Here is a 22,164-nt window from a genome sequence, read left to right on the forward strand (position 1 = left end):
TGTTCATGGTTAAGCCGTTACGGGGCGAGAACATGGAATGACGGCGCTTAAAATCAATTTATCTATGCACCACCACTCCAAACAAGGCTGTAAACAGTGATACAATTTGCGCCTAGCAAGTTATTAAAACAAGGCATCAAAATGAGAATCGTATACACCACCGAAGGCAACATCAACGCAAAGAAACAGAGAGACGCTTACCCAAAGTTGGCGCTATGTGATAACTGCGTTCGAGACTATGTGGTGATTGCTCAAGGCGAACGTACTTACAAGCCATGCGCAAAATGTGGTGCCGACGATTAATGCGCCTTGATAAATACCTATGTAAAAGCACTGACCTAACCAAGCCTGAAGCGATTGAACGCATCCATAATGGCGAGGTGAACGTAAACAGTGAGGCTGTGACCGATGAATCGACTCAGGTTCATGAAAGCAACACCATCTTGTTAAATGGCACTCCGCTTAAGTTGCGTGAATTTCGATACCTCCTAATGCACAAGCCTGCGGGTACTATCTGCTCTAATATCGATGAAGTTTATCCTTCACTCTTTAACTACATCGAGATAGAAAAAGCATCAGAACTGCACATCGCAGGGCGCTTAGATGCTGACACTACAGGCTTAGTTTTGATTACCGATGATGGGCGATGGTCATTCAATATCACGCTGCCAACCAAGTCATGTAAGAAGGTGTACCGCGTGACATTGTCACGAGATATCAAAGATGATGTCGCTGACAAGTTCAAAGCGGGCATTCAATTGCAAGGCGAGCAAAAACTGACGCGTCCGGCAGAGCTCGAAGTGATTACCAGTAAAGAAGTGCTGTTGACCATTACAGAAGGTAAGTTTCATCAAGTAAAACGAATGTTTGCCGTAGTAGGTAACCGAGTTGTTGGCCTTCACCGTGAACAGATTGGTGATGTTCGTTTAGATGTTGAAGTAGGTCAGTGGCGTTATTTAACCCAGGCCGAAGTCGACTCATTTCAATAGAGCTCTAAATGAACGCCGTAACCACTTAAAGCGTTGAGCGTGTTGCACCAGAATACCAACACTATAAGGATGTAGGATGGAAAACCTAAAAGTCTCAGAAATTAAGTCTTTCGTACCCGCGAGAGACTTCGTTTTATCCAAGCGTTTTTACCAGTCAATCGGCTTCGAAGTGATGTCTGAATTTCAAGATATCGCCTATCTGCGTCACGGCAGTTGTGCGTTCCTTCTGCAAAACTTTTATGAACCTGCGCACTGTCACAATTACATGATGCACTTGCTGGTTGAAGACGTAAAAAGTTGGTATCAACACATCCAAAACTCTAATGTAGTGTCGGAATTTGAAGTTACTGTTTCCGAGGTTGTTGAGCAGCCTTGGGGAATGCTTGAGTTTTGTATCACTGACCCAAGTGGTGTGCTGTGGCGTGTGGCTGAAAACATCAGGCCGGGTTAATTCCTCCAACTTGCATTGAGGCCAGTGAAAGCTTCAAATTATTCATCTGTTTCTTTATTTATGCCGACATAAGGCAATGATCAAATAGGTTCAAACATGGATATAAAGGCTAAAATGCACAGCCAAGACGTTTACTACTGTGACGACGTTGATTTGGTTGCTGAGCAAACTCAATGCTTAGAAGTGCTATACGATTTTAACCACACTCGTCCTAGTGAAGGGGATAAACGACAACAAATCATGAAGCAACTGTTCGCCGAAGTCGGTGAGGGCTGCTACATCGAGCCGCCGTTACGCGCGAACTGGGGGCGTCACACGCACCTAGGCAACAACGTATACGTGAACTTCAATTTAACTTTGGTCGACGACACAGACGTATTCATCGGCGACAACGTGATGATTGCGCCTAACGTGACCATCGCCACTGGCACACATCCCATCAGCCCTGAACTCAGGCTAAAAGCAGCGCAGTTCAATATCCCCGTTCGTATTGGCAACAACGTATGGCTTGGCGCGCACACCGTCGTACTTCCCGGTGTCACCATTGGTGAAAACTCGGTTATCGGAGCGGGCAGCATAGTCACCAAAGACATCCCAGCTAATGTCGTCGCAGTCGGAAACCCATGCTGCGTGGTACGTGAAATCAATGAGCACGACCGAGAGTATTACCATAAAGATCGCCGCATTCCAGATGAACTAAAGTAAGCGATTTTTCACACGCCTGAAATTAGCTGTGACATAAGCCATTGTTATGCAATGGCTTGGTTGTATATTGCTTGTCTATCTTAGAAACTAGACAAAATTATTCTGGAGTTAAGTGCAGAATTTTTATGTCTGATAGCTGTTATATGTACAGGGAGTTTCAATGAAGGGTTTTCTCAAAGGGATTTTAGCTTATCTTGTTGTGATCTCGGTAGCTCTGCTAATTTCTCGCAATTTTTTTGATTACCTATCCACAATAGACTTGGTTGACTACATTGCATATGCCGGTGTTTTACTTGTTGTATTGGCAGGCATTACATTTGATGGTAACAATCCAGCTAATCAAGACTTTTTGTCGTTAATGATTCATCGTGAACTTGTGTCCCGAACCAATGACTTTCAAGACGAAACGAATAAAGTAAGTTTTGCAGTTAATGTCGGATTGATAGGTATATTTTTACTTATTGCTAGTGGTGTAATGGCTTGGCGTATTAGTAAGTAAAATATATAACATGCCTTTAAATCTGATTCGTAAACGCGTGCCGAACTCAGACATGGCACACATCCACTCACAGCGTAGCTAAGCGTTATGCCTCGTAATTCTTCCAGGGTTAAAGCAACTGCCATATCTAGTCTTAATAGTTTGTTTAGGTTCACGGTGCTTTTCTTAACCATTTGTTAGAGTGACATTTCAATGAGCATGGAGGTTTTGTCATGGGAACTGTAATCGGTTTGGTGATTCTAGCTGCTATAGATTTGTATCTTTTTCGTAAAACAGGGCTTCATATTCATAAATGGATCTCTAAAAAGTACGCCGCGTATCTGTCGGATAAGGGAAACAAAAAATAGCCTTTACTTATTAAGTCATCGGTATAAAAAGCGTTAGCTGTTATTAATTTTACACACATTACAAAGATTGGAGGATTCATGAAAGGTAAAGGAAAGTGCCTATGTGGCTCGGTTGAGTTGGAAGTAGAGTACGCCAGTAATGAATTGGGGGCTTGTCATTGTAGTATGTGTAGAAATTGGTCTGGCGGTCCGATGTTAGTTATTGATTGCTCTGATTCCGTCAAAATATCAGGTGAATCAAATGTAGTGAGATATAAATCATCAGATTGGGCAGAGAGAGGTTTCTGCGGTAAATGTGGTACTCACTTGTTTTACTTTTTGGTGCCAAATAATCAGTACCACCTTCCTGTCGGTTTATTGATGTCTGGGGATGACTACAAGTTAACTCATCAGATATTCATCGACGAAAAGCCCAAATACTACGAATTTAAAAATGAAACGCACAATATGACTGGTGCAGAAGTATTTGCCCACTTTGAAAGTGGAGAGTAAATATGAAGTCAGATTTTTCTAAATTAGCGACAACCGAGTATGGAAACATACTAAGTAACGACTACTTTATTAATTTTAGTATTGGTCCTCTTTGGCAGGGAATGCCGCCAATTTTTGGAGAAGCGTTTACTGTCCAGTTAACGTCTGGTGATAATTTAATGCTTCATTCAGCCATATACGAAGCACCAAAAGGTTCCATCATTGTAGTGGATGGAGTTGATAGCGAATATGCAGTAGCCGGCGGTAATGTATGCGCAGTCGCTAAGAGTCGAGGTATCAAAGGTTTTATTATTGATGGTGTCATTTGAGATTTGAGTGAAATTTCAGATATGAAGTTTCCGGTTTTTGCGAAAGGTGTTCATCCAGTACCGGGAAAGAAAGAGGTCTATTCTGAATTTGGCGTTCCAATCGCTTGCGGGGGAGCAAAGGTCTCTAAGGGAGATATCATTGTTGCTGATGTAGAGGGTATTGTCGTTATTCCTAAATCAAGAAAAGATGAAGTGTTTCTAATGGCTTCAAAGAAAGCAAGTGACGAAGCTTCATTAACACTCGCTGAGTGGGAAACGAGTCATAGGGCTAAAATAGCCCAAGCAATAACGTGTGCGAAACAAAAATCTGAAAGCACTTTAGGCTGATTCGCAATGCGCGGCATTTTTAGTTCAAACCAGTTTGGTTTGTCGATAAATGGGGAAGTCCGGTTTCGTAGTTTACAAATTAACGCATCGGCATGCTTTGGGGAGGATGTATGCAAGTCTTATTGTATAGCGCACAAGGATCGAACAGTTCCGAAAGGGTCGAGTGGGTGCTTAATTTCAAGCGGATACCTTACGATAGAATCGAGATTAACTCTGATGAACTAACGACAGCATACCTAGATATAAACCCTTTTGGTTATGTTCCATCACTCTCGGTCGATGGTTCGGTGTTTTCTGAATCAATGGCGATTATTGAGTATCTTGAAGAGCGATTCCCTAATCCCAACTTATTTGGTAAAGACCTTGTTGAGAAAACGCACATTCGTAGAGTTTGCGAATACGTAAACTCTAGTATTCATTCCCCTCAAAACAGAACAGTATTAAGGTTTATGCGTCCAGAGCTAGATGAGCGTTCAAAGCGTGAGTTTCGTGGGGAATGGATTATGTGCTGTCTAGAAAAGTTAAGTACGTCAATCTGTCGTGAATCAGAGTTTGCAGTCGGCAGTGACTTTAGCGTTGCTGATATATGTGTGGCTTCAATCTATAAAAAGGCGTTACAACATGGTTGTGCGAGAAATAATTTCTACGACAACCACTTGATGTATATAAGGTTAAATGAAAGTGTTGCAGTTTCAGAACCACAAACAACTTAGATGTGAATCGTGGCATGTGGTATTTCCAAAAATGTGTACGCTTAATGTTTAAGTTAGTCGGGTTTCGGCATTGTATGTGACCGACAGACCTTAACAGCACTTGCCGTAAATGAATCAAAAGGGAACTATGAAAATAACGACGCTGGTTGATAACTCTCGACTGGATAACCGAAAAGACTTAGCCGTTGAGCGCGATGTTCTGGCTTAGGAGTAAAGCTAGGGCTTCATATGTGCAAAGTTCAGGGAAAGAATGAAAGTATTAATTGCAGGGGCTAGTGGATACATTGGCCGTCACGTTACATCGCTATTCGCAAAAAGTGGATTTGAAGTTTTTACATACGGTAGAGACAAAATCGTCACTCCTCTTAGAGTGGGGTTGATAGAAGGTAGAGCCGATTTTGAAGGCTATTTTGATGTGGTTTTGAATTGCGCGCGCCCACATTGGTCACAATTTTCAGCACATGAAATTGCAGATGTGGAACAAAGATTGCTCTCTGAGTTAGATATACTTGCTGGTAAAAATGCAACAAAGATACATACATCGGGTGTTTGGCTCTTTGGTAATGCATCTAGCGCTGATTTGCGTCAATTTAGGTTGAAACCCTTGGAAGCCGTTAGACTAGACGTAGAAACAATACATCGCGCGATTAGAAGCAGGTGGCACGTCGTTTACTGTCCTAGTTTGGTTTATGGCGGTGAGAATTGTCAGTTAAAGCGAATTGTAGAATCTTTCGCTAGCCAAACGATTCAAGTAGGTATGCCGTCTATAGGATTTAACCAATATGTTCATGTCTATGACATTGCGCGGTTCTATTTACTTTTGGCGCAAGGCCGAACCTTAGAAAAGCAGCATTTTATTGCAGAGACTCAAGGTTATAGTCCTGCAGAATTCGCTCAACTCTTATTGGCCGCCAAAGCTGTAACAAAAGTGAGAAAGATCAGTTGGGAAGAGTTTGAGTCAGAAAATGGCTCTATGGCCGTTGGTATTGAACAACTGAATCTAAAACTACCAATTAGTCCTTCGTTTGAGGCTACTGAGTTGGTTGGGAATTACATAATACAAAGCATATAAACGTGACTCTCAACGCTTGGTTAGCGTCAGTGGTAAATTTGAATCTAGTCTCAGCATTGTTAGTGACTTAGTTGTACGTTATGTGATTTCGAAACAACGAGGTCTGGTTTATGAAATACGCTCCAACTAAAGATGAAATTACGTTTGATGATTTCGCGAAATTAGATATTCGTGTCGGCTTAATCGTAAAGGTTTCTGAAGTCGTTAAATCAGATAAGCTGATGAAACTGACCGTCGACTTTGGCGATCATCAGCGATCAATCTTGGCTGGCATCAAACAAGAGCGTGAAAACCCCAAAGAAATCGAAGGTAAGCAAGCTTTGTTTGTTGTGAACTTGCCTGAAAGAAAGATGGCGGGTGAAATATCTCAGGGTATGTTGTTTGATATTGGTTATGAAGACAAATTAAATCCGTGTTTAGTTTGTCCTGAAACCGAAGTGCCTAATGGTGCTCGAGCTGGGTAACGTATACATAAACGTGAACAATAATGTAAGACGACATAACGCGTATCGTAACTTCAAGCGAACATCATAAATGAAACACAAAACAGAGTACAAGAGATGAAAGCAGGTACGCCAAGAGATTATAGCGAAGACATGTATAGCGTTTATTTTGAAGTTGGAGAGTGGGAGGGAACTGCGCTCAACATACTTGAGTCGTTTGTCGGTCAGTCACCGTCAACATCTATTTCACATTTGGAGTTTGGGTATGAACTTGCGATGCCTATCCAATGTGTACCAGATCTCGTGAGGCTTTTGACTGAGAAAAATATCGCTATTTATCAGATCGTACGTGGTAACAAAATACTAGAGTCATAAAGGTATTGGTCGAAGTAGAACAGTGAATTAATCGAGATTGATTCGGTATACATGGTACTTATCGTTGAAGGTTGGATTTCTTTCTTAAGGAATTTTAAGTGAGTCAGGAAGTAAGAGTAGGTGTCGCTGCGGTTATTCTACGTGATGGGCGAGTGTTACTTGGAGAACGAATTGGTTCTCACGGGGCTCATACATGGGCAACGCCGGGCGGACACCTTGAATGGGGGGAGAGCATTGAAGAGTGTGCCAAACGCGAAACACTCGAAGAGACTGGCTTAGTTGTTAGTGCATTTGAGAAGCTGACTTTTACCAATGATATTTTTGAGAAAGAGAACAAGCACTATATAACGCTGTTTGTTGTTGCTTCTGACGCTAGCGGCGAACCAGAGATAACAGAACCTGATAAATGTAAGCAGTGGAAATGGTTTAAGCTAGATGAGTTACCTGAGCCATTGTTTCTTCCTCTGACGAATTTGCTTAACGATCCGGTCATTCTTGGGAAGCTAGCGCAGTAAAACGTGAACGATTGGAGCGAAAATCAATGAGAGCACCTTTTCAAGTTTTAGTCTTTCCCTACAAAACAGTCGATAACAAATCTCGATTTTTAATCGCACGTAGAAGGGACAATGGTGTATGGCAGGCAATATCGGGTGGTGGCGAAGACAATGAATCATTACTTGAAGCAGCAAAACGAGAGCTCTCTGAAGAGGCTCAGCTAGTCGGTTGCAACTGGCAGTTGCTTGATTCAATGTGCATGCTTCCAAAAGTCTTTTATGCAGGAAATCACAATTGGACTGAGCATCCATTCGTAATTCCTGAGCATTCCTTCTCAGTTAAAGTCACGGAAGATCCTCAATTATCAAATGAACACACAGATTACCGTTGGTGTGATTACCAAGAAGCTATTGAACTTCTAACATATGACTCGAACAGAAACGCGCTTTGGGAGATCAACGAAAGGCTTTACAAAGCTAGCTTAAAGTACACAGATTAATTAACTCTATATTAGAGTGGAAATCCTGATTAGATTCTTACTAATCTCTCGCTATTTAGTGAATAGGTAAATCATGACATTACGAGTAGTTCCAGAGCTTTATTGTTTCGATATTAATGTGAGCAAATCCTTCTTTGTCGATGTGTTAGGGTTTGAAGTGAAATACGAGCGCCCAGATGAGGAGTTTGCTTATTTAACGCTTGATGGTGTTGATGTGATGCTTGAAGGGGTTGCGGGCAAAAGTCGAAAATGGCTTTCAGGTGACCTGGAATTTCCTTTAGGGCGTGGCGTTAACTTCCAATGGGATGTTATCGATATCGAACCTCTATATCAGAGAGTTAACGAAAGCGCCGCTAATTCTATTTATTTAGCGTTAGAGTCAAAGTCTTATCAATGTGGGGATTCGATCGCGACTCAGGAGTAATTCATAGTCCAAACCCCAGACGGTTACCTCTTTAGGTTTTGCCAAGATATTCTTTAACACATAAATATTATTGGTTACTTATTACGAGCAACATGGCTAACTAAGTACCTGCTAAAACAAGGAGAGTAGAGTGGTCAACATTCGGGAAATGGCAATTTCAGATTACGACTCAGTGATCGCGTTGTGGTGCCAGACAGAAGGCATGAGTATTCGCGAAGCCGATTCGAAAGAAAGCATTGCGAGCTATTTAGATCGTAACCCCGGTCTGAGTTTTGTGGCTGAAAGTAACAACGAAATCATTGGCGCTGTGTTGGTCGGAACGGATGGGCGTCGTGGGTATTTACAACATTTAGCTGTCTCGGCCAACTTCAGAGGGCAAAAATTAGGTTGTAAGCTTGTCGCAGAGGCGGTCAACGCACTTGCAGAGTTAGGCACCCCGAAGACCCACTTGTTTGTCTATAACGACAACATCAACGCTCAACAGTTTTACGAAAAGTTGGGTTGGTTTCCTCGAGATGAAGTTCGAATGTACTCGTTTAATAGCTCGGATAATAGTAACGTTTAGCCTTAACGGTTCGTGCTGGCTGTGCTTGAATATGTAACAGACTCGCGCGTGGCTGCCCAATACTTGGAGTATTTAGAAATGTTGTTTTCTCGTCTGTCTAAACCATTGGTTCATGGCTCCGAGTTATGTCCTGAACTGCTCAATTTCTTAACCGAGCATAAGAGTGATTTCGAAGAAAAGTTAATCCCTGATCTGTCATATATCGATGATATGGCACATGTGGTGAACGGCATTAAAATCAAAGACGTTCTCTACATCAATGCGAATCAATACCGACTTCAATATTCGTTTGATTGGGAGTTGTTTCTAGGTTGTTCGGATAGGAACGAAACCGGTGTAGAGAATGGAAGTGTTCTATTCACTCTTGAGGACGATAACGTTCTTAATATCAACTTCCCAAACTACGGTTCTCGAGACACCAGCGATGAGCTTTAGTCGCTTTTTCGTGCGTGTTATACAGAAGGAACAACAATGATAACTATCGAAAGGCTTGAAGAATCACATGTGGCGTTAGTTCAGGCTATCCAACTCGCCGATGAACAGGTTAAGTTCGCAGGTACCGCTGCGGAGTTTTTACTAGACGGCAGTGAAACGACGCACTTGCACGTGATTAAGTCTGATAACGAAGTCGTTGGCTTCTTTAAGCTGGATATCGCTTACCCAGATTTTTATGAGTTTTGCCCTGAAGGAAGCATTGGGTTAAGAGCTTTTGTGCTTGATAAAAATCAGCAAGGTAAAGGTTTAGGAACGGGCACGGTGAAGGCTTTGTTTCCGTATTTAAAAGCGAATTACTCAGCGTATGAGTCCATTTACTTAACTGTGAATTGTAAAAATCCCGCAGCATTTAACTGTTATAAGAAAGGCGGCTTCGAAGATACCAATGAACAGTATCTAGGTGGCGCAGCAGGCCCGCAATTTATCATGCGCGGTCGAATTGCTTAGTAATATGAAACCGATTAATTGTTGATGAGAAACACCTGCACAGCTGTATGCAGATTGAGAGTCTTAAAGAACACGAGAAGGAAATTTGATGAAGGTTCAATATCTTGAAGTGGTTACCTCAGAAGTCGATGTCGTTTGTGCTACATACGCTCAGCTCTATAACGTGAAGTTCAGTGGTGCTGATGTTAACCTTGGTGGGGCGCGCACTGCAAAGCTATCTAATGGTGGGGTAATAGGCATTCGAGCACCGCTTCGTGAAACTGAAGAACCAACTGTTCGTCATTACACACTGGTTGAGGACATTCAGTCTGCAGTAAATGCAGCCGTGAAACTAGGCGCCGAAGTTGCGGTGCCGCCAATGGAGTTACCACGTCACGGCATGTGTGCTATTGTTATTCAGGGTGGCGTCGAGCTCGGATTCTGGCAGTTATAGGTGATGCGTAGCTTTTAGATTATTAAGGGCGGCTACGACGATTGACGATGCGACACCTAGTGTCTTTTCCTGCTTCGTGGCATCATTCCACGCAGTTAAAACCCCAACAAGATATGTTATGAAACAGAATATTGTCCACATTGCACTCGTGGTAAAAGACTACGATGAAGCGCTTGATTTCTACGTAAACAAGCTCAAGTTTGAGCTCATTGAAGATACGTATTTACCAGAAGAAGATAAGCGTTGGGTTGTTGTTGCTCCACCAAATTCAACCGGTGTAAGCCTATTACTTGCTAGAGCTTCCAAGCCAGAGCAGCTTGATTTTATCGGTAACCAAGCTGGTGGACGCGTATTCCTATTCTTAAACACCGATGATTTCTGGCGTGATTACGAACGCATGACGTCTTTGGGCATTAACTTTGTCCGAGAGCCAAAAGAGCAAGGCTATGGCACCGTTGCTGTGTTTGAAGATCTTTACGGCAACTTGTGGGATCTGCTTCAGTTAAACCCTGAACACCCTATGGCTAATAGGTAGAAAAGCTTAACCCACAACCTTAATTCTAGTCATATGGATTGGCAGGAGCGACATGGAAGTTACAAGGTATCAACCCAAGTATTTAACCGCTTTACAGACGCTCTATCTAGAATCAAGACAGGACACCTTTCATTGGGCTGATACTGACGCTTTTAAGTTATCCGATTTCGATTTAGATACAAAAGGTGAAGAAATATGGGTGGCTGTTTCTGGCGACAAGGTTTTAGGCTTTGCCTCTGTTTGGGAACCTGAAAGCTTCATCCATCACCTCTATGTTTGCCCGCGAACGCTACGTTCTGGGGCAGGCTCGGCTTTACTCAATACCTGTAAACAACATTACTCTGGCCTGACATTGAAGTGTTTGACTGCTAATGAAAACGCCATTGGCTTTTATCAGTCGCAAGGCTTTGTTATCTCATCCACAGAGGGAAAGGGATTAGAGCGTTATCACTTAATGACGTACCAAGCTTAGTAATAATAATCATGGCAATCACAAGCGCTGCAATTACAACAAGGGTCATCAAGTCGGGAGTTAAACCGAGAATATGGAAATAAAACAGCTTTCAGCGACGGAGGTACTTCCGGTTAGGCATCAAGTGCTTTGGCCTGATAAAACCGATGTCGTTTTGTATGGTGCCAAGTGACGAACAAGCAACGCATTACGGCGCGTTTATTGGTGAGCAGTTGGTTTGTGTCGCATCTATCTATATCCAAGGCAATGAAGCGAGGCTGAGAAAGTTTGCCACGCTGCCTGAATTCCAAGGGCAGGGAATCGGTTCAAACGTGATTGAGCATGCAACCTCTAACCTCAAAGATTCAAACATCCAATATTTTTGGTGTGATGCGCGTACAACGGCTTTAGGTTTTTATCAAAAGTTTGGGATGGCTGTAGAAGGCTCTGAATTTGAAAAATCGGGCGTTGCGTATTACAAAATGTCGGTTCATTGGGAGTAACGACCCTTTGTCGCTCTTTTAACCCTCAGCTCCGATAAATCATCAACTTAAGTTAAGGAAGCTCATCGTGGAAGAAATCAAAGGCATTCTGCAATTCATGGTCGAAATTGAACAATTAAAGGATGTTCATCGACAGACAAAACCAGTTGGATTGGACCGATATGAAAACTCGGCCGAGCACAGTTGGCACGTCTGTTTGAGCGCGCTCATGTTGAAAGACTATGCCAATGAAGAAATCGATATTACGCGAGTGATGAAGATGTTGCTGATTCATGACCTTGGGGAAATCGATGCCGGAGACACCATCATTTATGCCAGTGAAGCCGAAGAAAACAAGCTCAAAGAGAGAAACTGCGTCGAGCGCTTGCTGAAATCATTGCCGAGCCATTTAAGCGCTGAGTACTTGGATCTATGGCTTGAGTTCGAAGTGGGTGAGTCACCGGAAGCCAGATTTGGTAAGGCGATTGATAGAGTGCCACCTTTGCTTCATAACATCCATGGAGGCGGTCACAGCTGGAAGAAGCACAACATATCCAAAGACAAAGTACTGACCTTCAATGGCGAGCGTATTTCTAAAGGCAGTCGTGCTATCTGGAAAGAGCTAGAAGTGCAACTTGAAGGTGCTGCGGACAAAGGGCTATTAAAGTAAAAGTTAATTTCGTATCTTAGCGTAACAATAGCTTTAGTGGTTCATTGAGGGAGCTTTCGATGGAAAATGATTCAAGATGCATGGCACTTATCTAGTGTCTCATTTCTTTCTAATATAACGCTAATGGACAACAATAAGTTCGAGAACCGACTGATAACTTGTTAGTATGCATCAACTTTATAAATGTTAGTTGGCTTATATAAATGCTTGATAATAAATATATTAAACACCCTTATCACTGTGAACAGTGTAACGCACTTACCCCGCACCTTGCTGTTAACGCTTCCGATGCTCAATCTAAAGCGGACGCTGAATCTGAAAAGAAGCAATGGAAGTTAGGCGTGTTGATGGAGTACCTGATGACGTTATTGTTTAGAGGTGACCATAATGTTCCCGGTTTTTATGTCGACAGTGATTACGAATACCAATGTGAGAAATGTGGAACTAAATCGTGGCACTGATCGTGTGTTTAACTTTTGAAACAATTCTGACCTAAACTGATGATAATAAGACGCATTAGAAAAGTGATCCTCTCTGCAAACTGAGAATGGAAACGCGTCTATACTGACATGGGTTACGTCGCTGATTTTGGAAGTGGCGCTATGAATGTAAGTTTGATTAGGTTAAATCTCAGAGGTGACGATGAAAAAATTACTACCACTATGCGCCATTTTACTCTCGGCATCATTTTCAGCTGCGGCTTCTGATGGTTTGATTAAATACCAAAGTAATTATTCAGTGAAAGAGACTGCTGACCGCTTTGAAGAACTCGCCAAGAGCAAAGGTTTGACCTTGTTTGCGCGAATCGACCATCAAAAAAACGCGAGTAAGGTTGATCTTGAATTGAGGCCAACGGAAGTCATCATCTTTGGTAACCCGAAAGTAGGGACGCCATTAATGCAATGCGCTCAAGAAGTCGCGATAGATTTACCGCAGAAGGTGTTAGTCACGGAGGATTCTAACAAGAAAGTATGGTTGTCTTACAACGATCCTAATTACTTGGTAGAGCGTCACGCGATCAATGGCTGTGACGAGGTCGTTAAGAAAGTATCGGGTGTACTAAGCAAGCTATCAGAAGCAACAGTGGCGAAAAAGAAAGCGAAAGCTAAATAACCAAGACGAATAAGCACTCATTGAGACTATTAATGGGTGCGATATTACGATGATATCGCTCATTAGTCATTGTGTTGACAACTAAGCAACAATATATAAAAGAAACTTTATGAAATTAAATTTAGCGCAACCTAACCAACGAATTATCATCATTCCATAGGAATGGTGGGATAGTTGATGCGCTTTATTTATCGAACCCACCTATAAGGTGGGTTTTTTGTATCTGTCTTATGGGTTTATCTGAATAGAGGAAGTCATATGAAAAAGATCGCGGTTTTTGGCAAGCCTGGGAGTGGAAAATCCACAATCAGCAAGGCGTTAGCACTAGCTACAGGGATAGAGCTTCACCAGTTAGATTCTATTGTTTATAAGGCCAACGGAGAGTTTGTTGAACGTGAAGTATTTGAGGAGGCTCACGACCGCATACTTAAATCAGAAAGCTGGATCATTGATGGCTTTGGTCCGTTAGGTTCATTCAATACACGGTTAGATGCCGCGGACATTTTGGTGTATATCGACCTTCCTTATCAAATTAGCTATTGGTTTGTGACTAAGCGAATGCTAAAAGGCTTATTTGTTAAACCTGAAGGCTGGCCTGATGGAAGCTCAGTTATAAAAGGCACGATACAAAGTTATAAGACCCTAAAGCTGTGCCCGAAATTTTGGAATGATGATTTTAGAGCGCGATTAGAATTACGTGCAAAAGAAAAAGACGTTCACATTATCAGCAGCGTGAGTGAATTGAATAACTTTGTTTGCCAACATGTCACTTAACATGCAATGTTTGAGCTTGCTTAATTGCTTGTAACCTTATGAAAATATGTAGATTAAATACGATGTGTGACATATTTGCTATATGTTAATTTTGTATATCTGGTTAAGGCTATAAATATTATGTATGGAAGTGAAAAGACGAGAGCGTTCTGCTGTAACTGTAAGGAAGTAACACTGCATAAGTACACAATGTTCAGTAACCAAGTACAAAAAGCACCACAAGATGAAAAGAAACCAGGGTTGCTTGGAATGATTTTATCGTCGCTAGCTTCAAGCGGTGCAACTGGTGACTATCAATGTACTAAATGTGGAACCAATTTATGCACGCCAGACAACCTAGACTGAGTTTGGCTTATACAAACAAAAACGGGAAGACCACAATGATCTTCCCGTTAGGTATTGCTTAACTCATCGTGCTATTGGCAGTTTGAGTAACAAGCCTTATGCGCAACACTTCTTGTATTTCTTACCGCTACCGCAAGAGCATGGATCGTTACGGTTAGGGGTCTTTTCAAACGTCATCGTTTTTGGCTTGTTCAGTAGAGTATCAAGCTCGATGGTGTTCTCTTCTTTGTCTGCGTCGACTGTAATAGTAACGAAGATAGAATTTTCAGCGGCTAGTGCTTCAACTTCTGCTTTACGCGCTTCAGTTTGAACCATTACAGCGATTGGAGATTCTTCAGTACCCGCTTTTACATCGCGGTTTACGTTGTAGCCAGCAAGAACGTGGTTCTGTCTTGTTTCGATACGGCCTTTGAAAAATAGTTTCGACATTGGGTACTCATTAAAATTTAGATGACGCTATTCCGGTGTTGGGTAGCGTTATAGAGCGGGGGATTATACGCATATATTCGAATTGATAAAGATGAGAACGAAACATAGCGGCGATTCAGTTTGTATCGGTGAGCATAAACAACAGAGCTGTCTCTAAAATTGAGCTGTCTAGTAACGCCTTCAAACATAGATGAGAGCATTGGCCACATCGTTAATGATTCAAATCTTGCGGCATAGCTCGGTTTTGGTAATTTATAGAACCGGATATTTGCTGTGTTACATATCTCCCGTTAATGTGTTTGAAAACAGACTAATAACCAACACATAGGATTAAAAATGACACCAAAGCAAGTGGTATTAGGATTTTGGGATGCAATGCGCAGTAATGATTTTGCAAAGGCGAGTGAATGGCTAGCCGCAGATTTTGAAGGCTATTGGCCTCAGTCGTCTGAATTGACGGTAGGGCGCGACAACTTCACGGCAATCAACTCTGAATATCCAGCAAATGGTGTTTGGGAGTTCACGCTCAATTCAATTGTCTGTGAAGGTGATACCGTAGTAACGGACGTTTCGGTCACTGACAGTGTGTTGAAAGGCCGAGTGATCACCTTTCACACGGTCGTTGAAGGTTTAATTCAAAAGCAAACTGAGTTTTGGCCAGACCCATTCGAAGCGCCGGCGTGGCGATCGCAGTGGGTTCAGATCGTATCGAGCAATTAGTTTGTATCGATACGATCAGTTTGTAACGAAAACCCAGGTCGTATCGAATAATCAGGTTATAACAGACAAGTGGCATTAGGAGGTTTCATTGAACAAGGTAGTGATTGTAACCGGCGGAAGCCGAGGCATTGGCGCAGCGACGTCTAAATTGTTGGCCAGTAAAGGCTATGCTGTATGCGTTAACTTCATACATAATGAGTCGCGAGCTGAAGATCTAGTGAATGAGATTCGCGAACAAGGCGGAACCGCGATTAGTGTGCGTGCGGATGTGTCTGTTGAATCGGACGTGAAATCCTTATTTGAGATTGCACGTAACAAGCTGGGCCCAGTGACTCACTTGGTCAATAATGCCGGGATCTTGTTTACCCAGTCACCATTGGTTGATATTGAATTGGATCGCTTTGAAAAGGTGATGAAATCCAACGTATCAAGCTGCTTTCTGTGCAGTAAAGCCTTTATCAAACAAGCCGATGGCGCGGGTTCGATTGTGAATGTATCGTCTGCCGCTTCTCGTACTGGCGCACCGTTTGAATATGTGGATTATGCAGCATCGAAAGGTGCTATGGATTCGCTCACCAAAGGATTATCGCTTGAATTGGCTTCACGTAATATCCGAGTGAATGGCGTAAGGCCAGGTTGTATTTATACTGAGATGCACGCAGACGGCGGAGAGCCTGATCGCGTAGACAGACTCGCTTCGCAGTTACCGTTACAACGAGGTGGCACACCAGAAGAAGTCGCTAACTCTATCGTGTGGTTATTATCGGACGAAGCTTCGTATGTCACCGGCTCGTTTATTGATATTGCAGGCGGTCGATAGGGCACATTTGCCTTTACACTAAGATAAACAAGTTAAAACCATAAACACGCAACAAAAGTACCTAATTAAAAGAACGAAACTAAGAGTACAAACATGAAAAACTATTTTGAAAGCCCGTTTGTTGGAAAGTCACTTAAAGAGCAAGTGACCAACCCAAACATAATTGTGGGCGAGCACAGCTATTACTCGGGTTACTACCATAACCACAGCTTTGATGACTGTGCGCGTTACCTATTACCGGATAGAACCGACATCGATAAGTTGATCATCGGCAGTTATTGCTCGATTGGATCTGGCGCTGTATTTATGATGGCGGGCAACCAAGGGCACCAAAATCAGTGGGTGAGTACCTTCCCGTTCTTCTATCAAGACGACGAGAAGTTTGAAGGTGCGATAGACGGCTTCGAACGCTCGGGTGATACCGTGATTGGTAACGATGTGTGGATTGGCACCGAAGCCATGATCATGAGTGGTGTTAAGGTCGGTGACGGAGCCATCATCGCAAGTCGAGCGGTTGTGACTAAAGACGTTGCGCCATACTCGATTGTGGGTTCAAACCCTGCGCGTCACATCCGTTATCGTTTCAATGAGACTGAAATCGCTCAGTTGCTAGAAATGAAATGGTGGGAGTGGAGCGAAGAACAGATCAAAGGCGCAATGTCGTTGATGTGCTCTTCAGATATCGATGGGCTTTATCAATATTGGAAAGCGCTCAAGTAATCGCTGTTACCTGAGCACTTTGTCTCATCGCTACCGCTTTAGTTTACCGCTTTAGTTTATCGCTTTGGTTTATCGGGTAAGCACAGCGTAATGAATTAGGTACCCGCACCGACTTGGAAGTAGAGTGCGGTATCTTCTTCACTGAACGCAATATCAATCCCTGAAATCAGACCATAGCGTCTTGCGATAAGGTAACGGAAGCCGCCACCGTACCCTACTGCGGGCTCTGTAATGAGAATTGGAACAGGAAGAAAACCGTAGGCATTTTCTGCGAGGTATTCTCCCATATCGAGTTGGCCATCAATTTCATCGATAAAGCTGACGGCGTGTGTCGCCATGACACACCTGACAAAGCTGTCGATATTTGGTTTTGCCATTGGCGAAGTGGCTCGCATCGACTTCTGAGGCAGTACTCGCACTAAACGCCATCATTGAAGCGACTAAACCCAAGAAAGCTAACACGTGTAAATGGTTGATGGTTTTCATTATTCTATTCTCGATTATTATTTAACATTGAAAGAATAATCAGGCGTGAGTAAAAGAAACGTGAATGAGAAAGCTTGATTAGCCCGAATTCAAATGCAGGTTTGACTACGGATGACCATCAATGTGATTTAGGTAAATGATTGATTATATGCATGTTGCATAGTATGGCGTGCCGCATTAGCCTGGTGGATGAATTGGAGGGGTATTATGATTAGTTGCAACGATTACGATTATATTGAGATTGTGTGTATGCACCGATACCCAATCAAGTTAACGCTGAAGTCTGGCGAGCAGATTGAATGTGTCGGGTTAGATACTCAACGCAATGATAGCCGTGAAGAGTGCATTAAAGTCAGTATTCAAGGCGAGCAACAACTTGTCGTTTTAACTCAAATAGCGACACTAGATGTCTGTGTCGACAACCCTCACTTTCAGCATGTTTCATTCAAAACGTCGTAGGCTTTCAAATGAATAACACCATAGAACAATGCTATTGCACCGCGTGCAGAGAAGACACACAGCATGTCGTTATATTGGTTCGCAAGAAGAGTGCGTTTGCAGACAAACCTAACCAAAAGCGAAGCGAGTTTTGGGCAGGCATGATAAAAGGTTGGTTCCTTGGCCCGTTTATCGCGTCAATGGATGAGTTTTCTCGTCACCTTGTCTGTGAAAAGTGTGGCCATAAAGAGATACAAGATTAGTATTGTTATCTTACAAAACATTGGATTTAATACAGTTAGATCGTCGATTGGCTTAGGAATAAAACGAATGAAAGTAGAAACGATTGAAGCCGTGAAGGCGTATGGTTTTTCAGTAAGAACCACCAATACGGATGAGATGGACCCAGCAACAGCCAAGATAGGGCAATTGTGGCAGGGCTTTTTTGACCAAGCATTTCCGAAATTAACACCGGATTCAAAAGTGTATGGCGTTTACACTAACTACGAGTCTGACTTTACGGGCGAGTTTGATGTTATTGCGTGTACGAATGCACTTACGGATAACAATTTAGATGCGCTTATAGAAACCGAAATAGAGGCGGGTAAGTACTTAACATTTTCTGCTGAAGGTGAACTCCCTCAAGCTGTGATCGATCTATGGGGTGAAGTGTGGGCGTATTTCAACGCTGCAGACTGCCCGCATGTGAGAACTTACACGACAGACTTTGAATTCTACAAAGGTGAAACTGAAGTCGAGATTTCAATCGCGATTCAGTGATCAGTTTGAAATGAACAAAAGGCTTAGCTTAGACTGTGGTCGCTAGTTAAGAGACAGTAGTTATCGGTAAATAGACAGCTAAGCCTTTGAATACCGGTTAATTACAAAGAAGATACAGTGTCACGTAATTACCTTAATACCCACGCCTTATCTAACCCTGAATTCCCCTAGATCACCCCAGATACCCTTAAGTTACCCAAAATTCTCTTAAGTCATCCAAAAACACAATCTTGCTTGGTTTCATTCCACAAAGGGTATTGCTTCATGACTTGGGTGTAGAGCTTACTTTCGAGGTGCGCTCTTAACCAACGTCCTACGTTTTGATATTCCGATTTCACAAACCACTTCTTTTCGACTCGTACAAACTGGCTGACAAAAGGCATCACAGCAAAGTCGGCTAAGCTTGGGGTTTCTCCAAAAAAGTAGGGCTGATCGGTGAGTCGCGCTTCTAACTGACTAATGAAGGTTTCGCAGGCTTGTCGGCGTTGTTCAACATCGATGTTTCGGTAACGAACAGAAGCACGATACTTTTCTAAGTGACCAATAAATTCTTCGTCGTTGGTTTTAATGAGCAGCTGAACTTGTTCGCTAAGCGCTGTATTGCTTGAACGCAGAAGATCTTGAGGGTCATTTTGTTGAAGTGCCCAGTTCATCACATCTAAGCTCTGTTCAATGACTTGTCCATTGGGTAACACCAATACAGGTACGGTTCCTTTTGGCGAACTGGCCAATAGTTCGCTAGGCTTGTCTTTGGTAACGATTTCTCGAAGTAACACTTTTTGTTGTGATAGTGCGATACCCATTCGTCCGCGCATTGCATAAGGGCAACGGCGCAAGGAATAAAGGATAGGTAGTTCGGATTCGTTCGGCATTATTGAGGTCATTTAGTTTGAAAAGTGTTGTACGGTGGTAAAGAGATCGTGATGTGGGTAGAATACGCGGCTTAAAAATTATAAGTAAGTGAGCGACTTCAAAAATGAGCAGAAAAATTGAGTTATTAGCCCCAGGTGGCGATGTAGAAGCGATAAAAGCCGCCATCGTAGCGGGTGCTAATGCAGTTTATTGTGGTTTAGACACATTCAACGCTCGTAACAGAGCCTCTAACCTATCGTTAGACGAATTGAATGGTGTGATTCGCCTTGCTCATGAATACGGCTGTGAAGTGTTCCTGACTCTTAACGTTGTGCTACTGGAGCACGAGACTAAGAGCATCACCAAACTGCTGAACCAGCTTGTGAACACCAAAGTGGATGGCATCATTGTTCAAGACTTGGGTTTATTCAACCTGGTTAAGAAGCATTTCCCATCATTAGACGTTCACGCGTCGACTCAGTTAACAACGCACAACGAAGGCCAGATTAAGTTCTTGTCTAAGATTGGCGCGACGCGCGTTAACTTGTCTCGTGAGTTGAACCTGCCTGAAATCAAGATGCTGACGGAAGTAGCACACGACCATGATGTACTAACCGAAGTGTTCGTACACGGCGCTCTGTGTATTGCATTCTCTGGTCAATGTTACTCAAGCTCAGTAAGTGTGGGTAACTCAGGTAACCGTGGTCGTTGTAGCCAAGCGTGTCGTGATGAATACGAAGTCACCAACGCGGGCAACAAGTTCCCACTTAACCTGAAAGATAACTCAGCTTACTACGACCTACCTGAATTGGTTGACGCGAAAGTCGACTCATTGAAAGTAGAAGGCCGTATTAAAGGCGCACACTACGTTTACACTGTGGTAGACACATGGCGTAAACAGATTGATAGCTTTGTAGAAAGTGGTTTGTTGATCGAAGACGATTCGAACCTGCACAAAGTATTCAACCGTGATTTCACCAACTCTTTCCTAAAGGGCAACCTAACGAAAGACATGTTTATCGATAACCCGCGCGACAACAGCATGAACTACGCTGTTGAGAAAGCGACGGAACAGAACAACGAAATCTCGGTTGTACAGATTCAAGAAGTGACGAACGAACTTCACCAAGCGAAAGACGTTCTTGGTAACGAAATGCGTGACAAGATCGAGTTCCTCGATATTCGCAAGACACCAGTAGCCCTGTCGTTCAGTGCAAAAGTGGGTCAACCATTTACGGTGACTGTGAACACGCCTAAAGAGAACTTTACCCTTCACTCTAAATCGCTATTGAAAGCGGTTGAAGAGAAGGCGATCACTCAAGAGCTACTTGAGAAGCGATTCAAAAACGTGAAGAGTGCGGTTCACACGCTAGAAAGCCACGACTTCAGCGAAGTGGATGCGGGCTTGCTGATTCCTCTTAAAGAAGTTTCAGACCTGAAAGACGAGATCGACTTCATTCTGAACGGCTCTGTGGAAGTGATTAAGCACGTTGAAGTGCCAGCACTGCCTCAGCACCCTAAAGTGAACGAGAAGCCGACTATGTCGATGCTTATCGCCGATGTAGAAGACTTACACCTGTGTGACGTGACTGACGCGGATGTTTACTTCAAACTTCCAGAAAGCTTCAAGAAGCGTTGTAACAAGTACATCGACATATTGGCAGCAAACCCACGTTTGATTCCTTGGTTCCCAGCGGTATTGATCGGTAAAGATTACGATGAAGCGGTTCGTATTCTAGAAGAGATCAAGCCAGCTCGCATCGTGACTAACAACACGGGTATTGCTTACAAAGCTTACGAGATGGGAATTGAGTGGGTTGCAGGCCCGTTCATGAACACAACCAACTCTCACGCACTGGTTACTCTGAAAGAAGAGCTTAACTGTGCCGGCGCATTCATTTCGAACGAGATCAACAAAGGTCAGATTCGTCATATTCGTCGCCCAGAGAACTTCAAACTGTTCTACAGCATTTACCACCCAATCTTGATGATGACCAGCCGTCAGTGTTTCTTCCAAAGAACCGTGGGTTGTAACAAGCCAAGCATCGAAGCGGGTTGTATGTTGAAGTGTGAGAAAGCGACCACGATCACCAACGTGAAAGGCATCTCTTTCGCGGTTGATAAGCAGAAGGGTGGCTACCCAAGCATTTACAACCACGAGCAGTTCTTAAACCACGACGCAGTAACTGACTTCTCTGGTCTGTTCGACGAGTTCTTCATCGACCTAACCAACATCGGTGCGGGTTCTAAAGAAGTGAAAGACAAAGTTGAGCTTATCAAGCATTTCGAAGCGCTACTTAACGGCGTTGAAGGTTCACAACAGAACCTAGAGCAGATGGTTGAAGTTCGAACTAATGCTCAGTACGTACAAGGTTTATAACGCTTAAATGCGTAACTGCTTATAAGCACTCTGAACCAATAAACAAAAGGCCACTCAATCGAGTTAATGCCGATCGTTTAAGAAGACTTG

34 protein-coding genes and 3 pseudogenes are annotated in these 22,164 nt (G+C 43.0%); 33 read left to right on the forward strand and 4 right to left on the reverse strand.

Annotation, left to right across the window (positions count from 1 at the left end; all coding sequences use genetic code 11):
• Positions 1–141 precede the first annotated feature (141 nt).
• From A142_RS25210 to A142_RS16895, 26 genes and pseudogenes are all read left to right on the forward strand, one after another.
• On the forward strand, positions 142–303 hold the full coding sequence (locus A142_RS25210; RefSeq protein ID WP_019823472.1) for a hypothetical protein: 162 nt from the start codon (positions 142–144) through the stop codon (positions 301–303).
• Positions 276–989, forward strand: coding sequence for a pseudouridine synthase (locus tag A142_RS16775; protein ID WP_019823473.1), 714 nt, complete (start codon positions 276–278; stop codon positions 987–989). The genes A142_RS25210 and A142_RS16775 overlap by 28 nt, the downstream gene beginning before the upstream one ends.
• Positions 990–1,065: 76 nt before the next feature.
• The gene (locus A142_RS16780; protein WP_019823475.1) at positions 1,066–1,440 is read left to right on the forward strand and encodes a VOC family protein; all 375 of its coding nucleotides are present in this window, start codon (positions 1,066–1,068) and stop codon (positions 1,438–1,440) included.
• A 96-nt stretch (positions 1,441–1,536) separates the two neighbouring features.
• Positions 1,537–2,145: a sugar O-acetyltransferase gene (locus tag A142_RS16785; protein ID WP_139137190.1), complete on the forward strand. Its 609-nt coding sequence runs from the start codon at positions 1,537–1,539 to the stop codon at positions 2,143–2,145.
• A 160-nt stretch (positions 2,146–2,305) separates the two neighbouring features.
• Positions 2,306–2,644, forward strand: coding sequence for a hypothetical protein (locus A142_RS16790; RefSeq protein WP_019823479.1), 339 nt, complete (start codon positions 2,306–2,308; stop codon positions 2,642–2,644).
• A gap of 425 nt (positions 2,645–3,069) precedes the next feature.
• Positions 3,070–3,483, forward strand: a complete 414-nt coding sequence (locus A142_RS16795; RefSeq protein WP_019823483.1) for a GFA family protein — start codon at positions 3,070–3,072, stop codon at positions 3,481–3,483.
• A gap of 2 nt (positions 3,484–3,485) precedes the next feature.
• A pseudogene (locus A142_RS16800) lies at positions 3,486–4,118 on the forward strand (RraA family protein).
• Between the two features lie 110 nt (positions 4,119–4,228).
• Positions 4,229–4,831, forward strand: a complete 603-nt coding sequence (locus tag A142_RS16805; protein ID WP_019823485.1) for a glutathione S-transferase family protein — start codon at positions 4,229–4,231, stop codon at positions 4,829–4,831.
• Positions 4,832–5,081: 250 nt separating this feature from the next.
• Entirely contained in the window at positions 5,082–5,903 is an 822-nt protein-coding gene (locus A142_RS16810) for an NAD dependent epimerase/dehydratase family (RefSeq protein ID WP_019823487.1), read from the forward strand.
• 110 nt (positions 5,904–6,013) lie between these two features.
• A complete protein-coding gene (locus A142_RS16815) occupies positions 6,014–6,367 on the forward strand; it encodes a tRNA-binding protein (RefSeq protein ID WP_019823489.1) in 354 nt (117 codons plus the stop codon).
• 96 nt (positions 6,368–6,463) lie between these two features.
• Complete coding sequence (locus A142_RS16820) at positions 6,464–6,721, forward strand: hypothetical protein (RefSeq protein WP_019823491.1); 258 nt, start codon at positions 6,464–6,466, stop codon at positions 6,719–6,721.
• 98 nt (positions 6,722–6,819) lie between these two features.
• Entirely contained in the window at positions 6,820–7,236 is a 417-nt protein-coding gene (locus A142_RS16825) for a nucleotide triphosphate diphosphatase NUDT15 (RefSeq protein WP_019823493.1), read from the forward strand.
• Between the two features lie 26 nt (positions 7,237–7,262).
• A complete protein-coding gene (locus A142_RS16830) occupies positions 7,263–7,715 on the forward strand; it encodes an NUDIX hydrolase (protein WP_019823495.1) in 453 nt (150 codons plus the stop codon).
• A 73-nt stretch (positions 7,716–7,788) separates the two neighbouring features.
• Positions 7,789–8,139 (forward strand): glyoxalase, encoded by a 351-nt coding sequence (locus tag A142_RS16835; RefSeq protein ID WP_050546524.1) that lies wholly within the window; start codon positions 7,789–7,791, stop codon positions 8,137–8,139.
• Between the two features lie 130 nt (positions 8,140–8,269).
• Positions 8,270–8,704 (forward strand): GNAT family N-acetyltransferase, encoded by a 435-nt coding sequence (locus A142_RS16840; protein WP_019823497.1) that lies wholly within the window; start codon positions 8,270–8,272, stop codon positions 8,702–8,704.
• Positions 8,705–8,782: 78 nt separating this feature from the next.
• Complete coding sequence (locus tag A142_RS16845; RefSeq protein WP_029405533.1) at positions 8,783–9,139, forward strand: hypothetical protein; 357 nt, start codon at positions 8,783–8,785, stop codon at positions 9,137–9,139.
• Positions 9,140–9,175: 36 nt separating this feature from the next.
• Positions 9,176–9,646 (forward strand): GNAT family N-acetyltransferase, encoded by a 471-nt coding sequence (locus A142_RS16850; RefSeq protein WP_019823501.1) that lies wholly within the window; start codon positions 9,176–9,178, stop codon positions 9,644–9,646.
• 88 nt (positions 9,647–9,734) lie between these two features.
• The gene (locus tag A142_RS16855; RefSeq protein WP_019823503.1) at positions 9,735–10,079 is read left to right on the forward strand and encodes a VOC family protein; all 345 of its coding nucleotides are present in this window, start codon (positions 9,735–9,737) and stop codon (positions 10,077–10,079) included.
• A 118-nt stretch (positions 10,080–10,197) separates the two neighbouring features.
• A complete protein-coding gene (locus tag A142_RS16860) occupies positions 10,198–10,614 on the forward strand; it encodes a VOC family protein (protein ID WP_029405534.1) in 417 nt (138 codons plus the stop codon).
• Between the two features lie 52 nt (positions 10,615–10,666).
• Positions 10,667–11,086, forward strand: a complete 420-nt coding sequence (locus A142_RS16865; protein ID WP_019823507.1) for a GNAT family N-acetyltransferase — start codon at positions 10,667–10,669, stop codon at positions 11,084–11,086.
• Positions 11,087–11,159: 73 nt separating this feature from the next.
• Positions 11,160–11,568, forward strand: a pseudogene (locus tag A142_RS16870) (GNAT family N-acetyltransferase).
• A 67-nt stretch (positions 11,569–11,635) separates the two neighbouring features.
• Entirely contained in the window at positions 11,636–12,217 is a 582-nt protein-coding gene (locus tag A142_RS16875; protein ID WP_019823512.1) for an HD domain-containing protein, read from the forward strand.
• Positions 12,218–12,420: 203 nt separating this feature from the next.
• Positions 12,421–12,678 (forward strand): hypothetical protein, encoded by a 258-nt coding sequence (locus A142_RS16880; RefSeq protein ID WP_019823513.1) that lies wholly within the window; start codon positions 12,421–12,423, stop codon positions 12,676–12,678.
• A 181-nt stretch (positions 12,679–12,859) separates the two neighbouring features.
• Positions 12,860–13,330, forward strand: a complete 471-nt coding sequence (locus tag A142_RS16885; protein WP_029405535.1) for a DUF302 domain-containing protein — start codon at positions 12,860–12,862, stop codon at positions 13,328–13,330.
• Positions 13,331–13,588: 258 nt separating this feature from the next.
• Positions 13,589–14,104, forward strand: a complete 516-nt coding sequence (locus tag A142_RS16890) for an adenylate kinase (RefSeq protein WP_019823518.1) — start codon at positions 13,589–13,591, stop codon at positions 14,102–14,104.
• Positions 14,105–14,224: 120 nt separating this feature from the next.
• Complete coding sequence (locus A142_RS16895) at positions 14,225–14,449, forward strand: hypothetical protein (protein ID WP_029405536.1); 225 nt, start codon at positions 14,225–14,227, stop codon at positions 14,447–14,449.
• 96 nt (positions 14,450–14,545) lie between these two features.
• On the opposite strand, the gene A142_RS16900 is transcribed toward A142_RS16895, so the two are convergent.
• Positions 14,546–14,878, reverse strand: coding sequence for a PBPRA1643 family SWIM/SEC-C metal-binding motif protein (locus A142_RS16900; protein ID WP_019823522.1), 333 nt, complete (start codon positions 14,876–14,878; stop codon positions 14,546–14,548).
• A 336-nt stretch (positions 14,879–15,214) separates the two neighbouring features.
• Between A142_RS16900 and A142_RS16905 the strand changes: the two genes are divergently transcribed.
• From A142_RS16905 to catB, 3 genes are all read left to right on the forward strand, one after another.
• Positions 15,215–15,598: a nuclear transport factor 2 family protein gene (locus A142_RS16905; RefSeq protein ID WP_019823523.1), complete on the forward strand. Its 384-nt coding sequence runs from the start codon at positions 15,215–15,217 to the stop codon at positions 15,596–15,598.
• A gap of 88 nt (positions 15,599–15,686) precedes the next feature.
• The gene (locus A142_RS16910) at positions 15,687–16,418 is read left to right on the forward strand and encodes a glucose 1-dehydrogenase (protein ID WP_019823524.1); all 732 of its coding nucleotides are present in this window, start codon (positions 15,687–15,689) and stop codon (positions 16,416–16,418) included.
• A 93-nt stretch (positions 16,419–16,511) separates the two neighbouring features.
• Positions 16,512–17,138: a type B chloramphenicol O-acetyltransferase gene (gene catB / locus A142_RS16915; RefSeq protein ID WP_019823525.1), complete on the forward strand. Its 627-nt coding sequence runs from the start codon at positions 16,512–16,514 to the stop codon at positions 17,136–17,138.
• 95 nt (positions 17,139–17,233) lie between these two features.
• Here catB and A142_RS25740 read toward each other — a convergent pair whose 3' ends face one another.
• Together A142_RS25740 and A142_RS24490 are read right to left on the reverse strand one after the other, a co-directional pair.
• Positions 17,234–17,476 carry a hypothetical protein gene (locus A142_RS25740; protein ID WP_019823526.1) on the reverse strand — a complete coding sequence of 81 codons (243 nt, stop codon included), beginning with the start codon at positions 17,474–17,476 and terminating at the stop codon, positions 17,234–17,236.
• A pseudogene (locus tag A142_RS24490) lies at positions 17,469–17,624 on the reverse strand (c-type cytochrome); the annotation flags it as partial. The pseudogene A142_RS24490 and the gene A142_RS25740, both read right to left, overlap by 8 nt.
• A gap of 207 nt (positions 17,625–17,831) precedes the next feature.
• Here A142_RS24490 and A142_RS16925 point away from each other — a divergent pair.
• From A142_RS16925 to A142_RS16935, 3 genes are all read left to right on the forward strand, one after another.
• The gene (locus A142_RS16925) at positions 17,832–18,083 is read left to right on the forward strand and encodes a Rho-binding antiterminator (RefSeq protein ID WP_029405537.1); all 252 of its coding nucleotides are present in this window, start codon (positions 17,832–17,834) and stop codon (positions 18,081–18,083) included.
• An 8-nt stretch (positions 18,084–18,091) separates the two neighbouring features.
• Complete coding sequence (locus A142_RS16930; protein WP_029405538.1) at positions 18,092–18,325, forward strand: hypothetical protein; 234 nt, start codon at positions 18,092–18,094, stop codon at positions 18,323–18,325.
• Positions 18,326–18,392: 67 nt separating this feature from the next.
• Complete coding sequence (locus A142_RS16935; RefSeq protein WP_029405539.1) at positions 18,393–18,842, forward strand: GyrI-like domain-containing protein; 450 nt, start codon at positions 18,393–18,395, stop codon at positions 18,840–18,842.
• Positions 18,843–19,054: 212 nt separating this feature from the next.
• On the opposite strand, the gene A142_RS16940 is transcribed toward A142_RS16935, so the two are convergent.
• On the reverse strand, positions 19,055–19,714 hold the full coding sequence (locus tag A142_RS16940; RefSeq protein ID WP_019823532.1) for a glutathione S-transferase: 660 nt from the start codon (positions 19,712–19,714) through the stop codon (positions 19,055–19,057).
• A 104-nt stretch (positions 19,715–19,818) separates the two neighbouring features.
• Here A142_RS16940 and A142_RS16945 point away from each other — a divergent pair, with 104 nt between their 5' ends.
• Positions 19,819–22,074: a peptidase U32 family protein gene (locus A142_RS16945; protein ID WP_019823534.1), complete on the forward strand. Its 2,256-nt coding sequence runs from the start codon at positions 19,819–19,821 to the stop codon at positions 22,072–22,074.
• Positions 22,075–22,164: the final 90 nt, after the last annotated feature.

It is taken from the genome of Vibrio splendidus 12E03 (genome assembly GCF_000272105.2).
In the GTDB taxonomy this organism is placed as follows: Bacteria; Pseudomonadota; Gammaproteobacteria; order Enterobacterales; family Vibrionaceae; genus Vibrio; species Vibrio splendidus_I.

Excerpts from the sequence above, each read along its gene's own strand:
- A142_RS25210 (WP_019823472.1), top strand. The coding sequence starts at position 142 with ATGAGAATCGTATACACCACCGAAGGCAACATCAACGCAAAGAAACAG.
- A142_RS16775 (WP_019823473.1), top strand. The coding sequence starts at position 276 with ATGCGCAAAATGTGGTGCCGACGATTAATGCGCCTTGATAAATACCTA.
- A142_RS16780 (WP_019823475.1), top strand. The coding sequence starts at position 1,066 with ATGGAAAACCTAAAAGTCTCAGAAATTAAGTCTTTCGTACCCGCGAGA.
- A142_RS16785 (WP_139137190.1), top strand. The coding sequence starts at position 1,537 with ATGGATATAAAGGCTAAAATGCACAGCCAAGACGTTTACTACTGTGAC.
- A142_RS16790 (WP_019823479.1), top strand. The coding sequence starts at position 2,306 with ATGAAGGGTTTTCTCAAAGGGATTTTAGCTTATCTTGTTGTGATCTCG.
- A142_RS16795 (WP_019823483.1), top strand. The coding sequence starts at position 3,070 with ATGAAAGGTAAAGGAAAGTGCCTATGTGGCTCGGTTGAGTTGGAAGTA.
- A142_RS16805 (WP_019823485.1), top strand. The coding sequence starts at position 4,229 with ATGCAAGTCTTATTGTATAGCGCACAAGGATCGAACAGTTCCGAAAGG.
- A142_RS16810 (WP_019823487.1), top strand. The coding sequence starts at position 5,082 with ATGAAAGTATTAATTGCAGGGGCTAGTGGATACATTGGCCGTCACGTT.
- A142_RS16815 (WP_019823489.1), top strand. The coding sequence starts at position 6,014 with ATGAAATACGCTCCAACTAAAGATGAAATTACGTTTGATGATTTCGCG.
- A142_RS16820 (WP_019823491.1), top strand. The coding sequence starts at position 6,464 with ATGAAAGCAGGTACGCCAAGAGATTATAGCGAAGACATGTATAGCGTT.
- A142_RS16830 (WP_019823495.1), top strand. The coding sequence starts at position 7,263 with ATGAGAGCACCTTTTCAAGTTTTAGTCTTTCCCTACAAAACAGTCGAT.
- A142_RS16835 (WP_050546524.1), top strand. The coding sequence starts at position 7,789 with ATGACATTACGAGTAGTTCCAGAGCTTTATTGTTTCGATATTAATGTG.
- A142_RS16845 (WP_029405533.1), top strand. The coding sequence starts at position 8,783 with ATGTTGTTTTCTCGTCTGTCTAAACCATTGGTTCATGGCTCCGAGTTA.
- A142_RS16850 (WP_019823501.1), top strand. The coding sequence starts at position 9,176 with ATGATAACTATCGAAAGGCTTGAAGAATCACATGTGGCGTTAGTTCAG.
- A142_RS16855 (WP_019823503.1), top strand. The coding sequence starts at position 9,735 with ATGAAGGTTCAATATCTTGAAGTGGTTACCTCAGAAGTCGATGTCGTT.
- A142_RS16860 (WP_029405534.1), top strand. The coding sequence starts at position 10,198 with ATGAAACAGAATATTGTCCACATTGCACTCGTGGTAAAAGACTACGAT.
- A142_RS16865 (WP_019823507.1), top strand. The coding sequence starts at position 10,667 with ATGGAAGTTACAAGGTATCAACCCAAGTATTTAACCGCTTTACAGACG.
- A142_RS16880 (WP_019823513.1), top strand. The coding sequence starts at position 12,421 with ATGCTTGATAATAAATATATTAAACACCCTTATCACTGTGAACAGTGT.
- A142_RS16885 (WP_029405535.1), top strand. The coding sequence starts at position 12,860 with ATGAAAAAATTACTACCACTATGCGCCATTTTACTCTCGGCATCATTT.
- A142_RS16890 (WP_019823518.1), top strand. The coding sequence starts at position 13,589 with ATGAAAAAGATCGCGGTTTTTGGCAAGCCTGGGAGTGGAAAATCCACA.
- A142_RS16895 (WP_029405536.1), top strand. The coding sequence starts at position 14,225 with ATGTATGGAAGTGAAAAGACGAGAGCGTTCTGCTGTAACTGTAAGGAA.
- A142_RS16900 (WP_019823522.1), bottom strand. The coding sequence starts at position 14,878 with ATGTCGAAACTATTTTTCAAAGGCCGTATCGAAACAAGACAGAACCAC.
- A142_RS16905 (WP_019823523.1), top strand. The coding sequence starts at position 15,215 with ATGACACCAAAGCAAGTGGTATTAGGATTTTGGGATGCAATGCGCAGT.
- catB (WP_019823525.1), top strand. The coding sequence starts at position 16,512 with ATGAAAAACTATTTTGAAAGCCCGTTTGTTGGAAAGTCACTTAAAGAG.
- A142_RS25740 (WP_019823526.1), bottom strand. The coding sequence starts at position 17,476 with ATGGCGACACACGCCGTCAGCTTTATCGATGAAATTGATGGCCAACTC.
- A142_RS16925 (WP_029405537.1), top strand. The coding sequence starts at position 17,832 with ATGATTAGTTGCAACGATTACGATTATATTGAGATTGTGTGTATGCAC.
- A142_RS16930 (WP_029405538.1), top strand. The coding sequence starts at position 18,092 with ATGAATAACACCATAGAACAATGCTATTGCACCGCGTGCAGAGAAGAC.
- A142_RS16935 (WP_029405539.1), top strand. The coding sequence starts at position 18,393 with ATGAAAGTAGAAACGATTGAAGCCGTGAAGGCGTATGGTTTTTCAGTA.
- A142_RS16940 (WP_019823532.1), bottom strand. The coding sequence starts at position 19,714 with ATGCCGAACGAATCCGAACTACCTATCCTTTATTCCTTGCGCCGTTGC.
- A142_RS16945 (WP_019823534.1), top strand. The coding sequence starts at position 19,819 with ATGAGCAGAAAAATTGAGTTATTAGCCCCAGGTGGCGATGTAGAAGCG.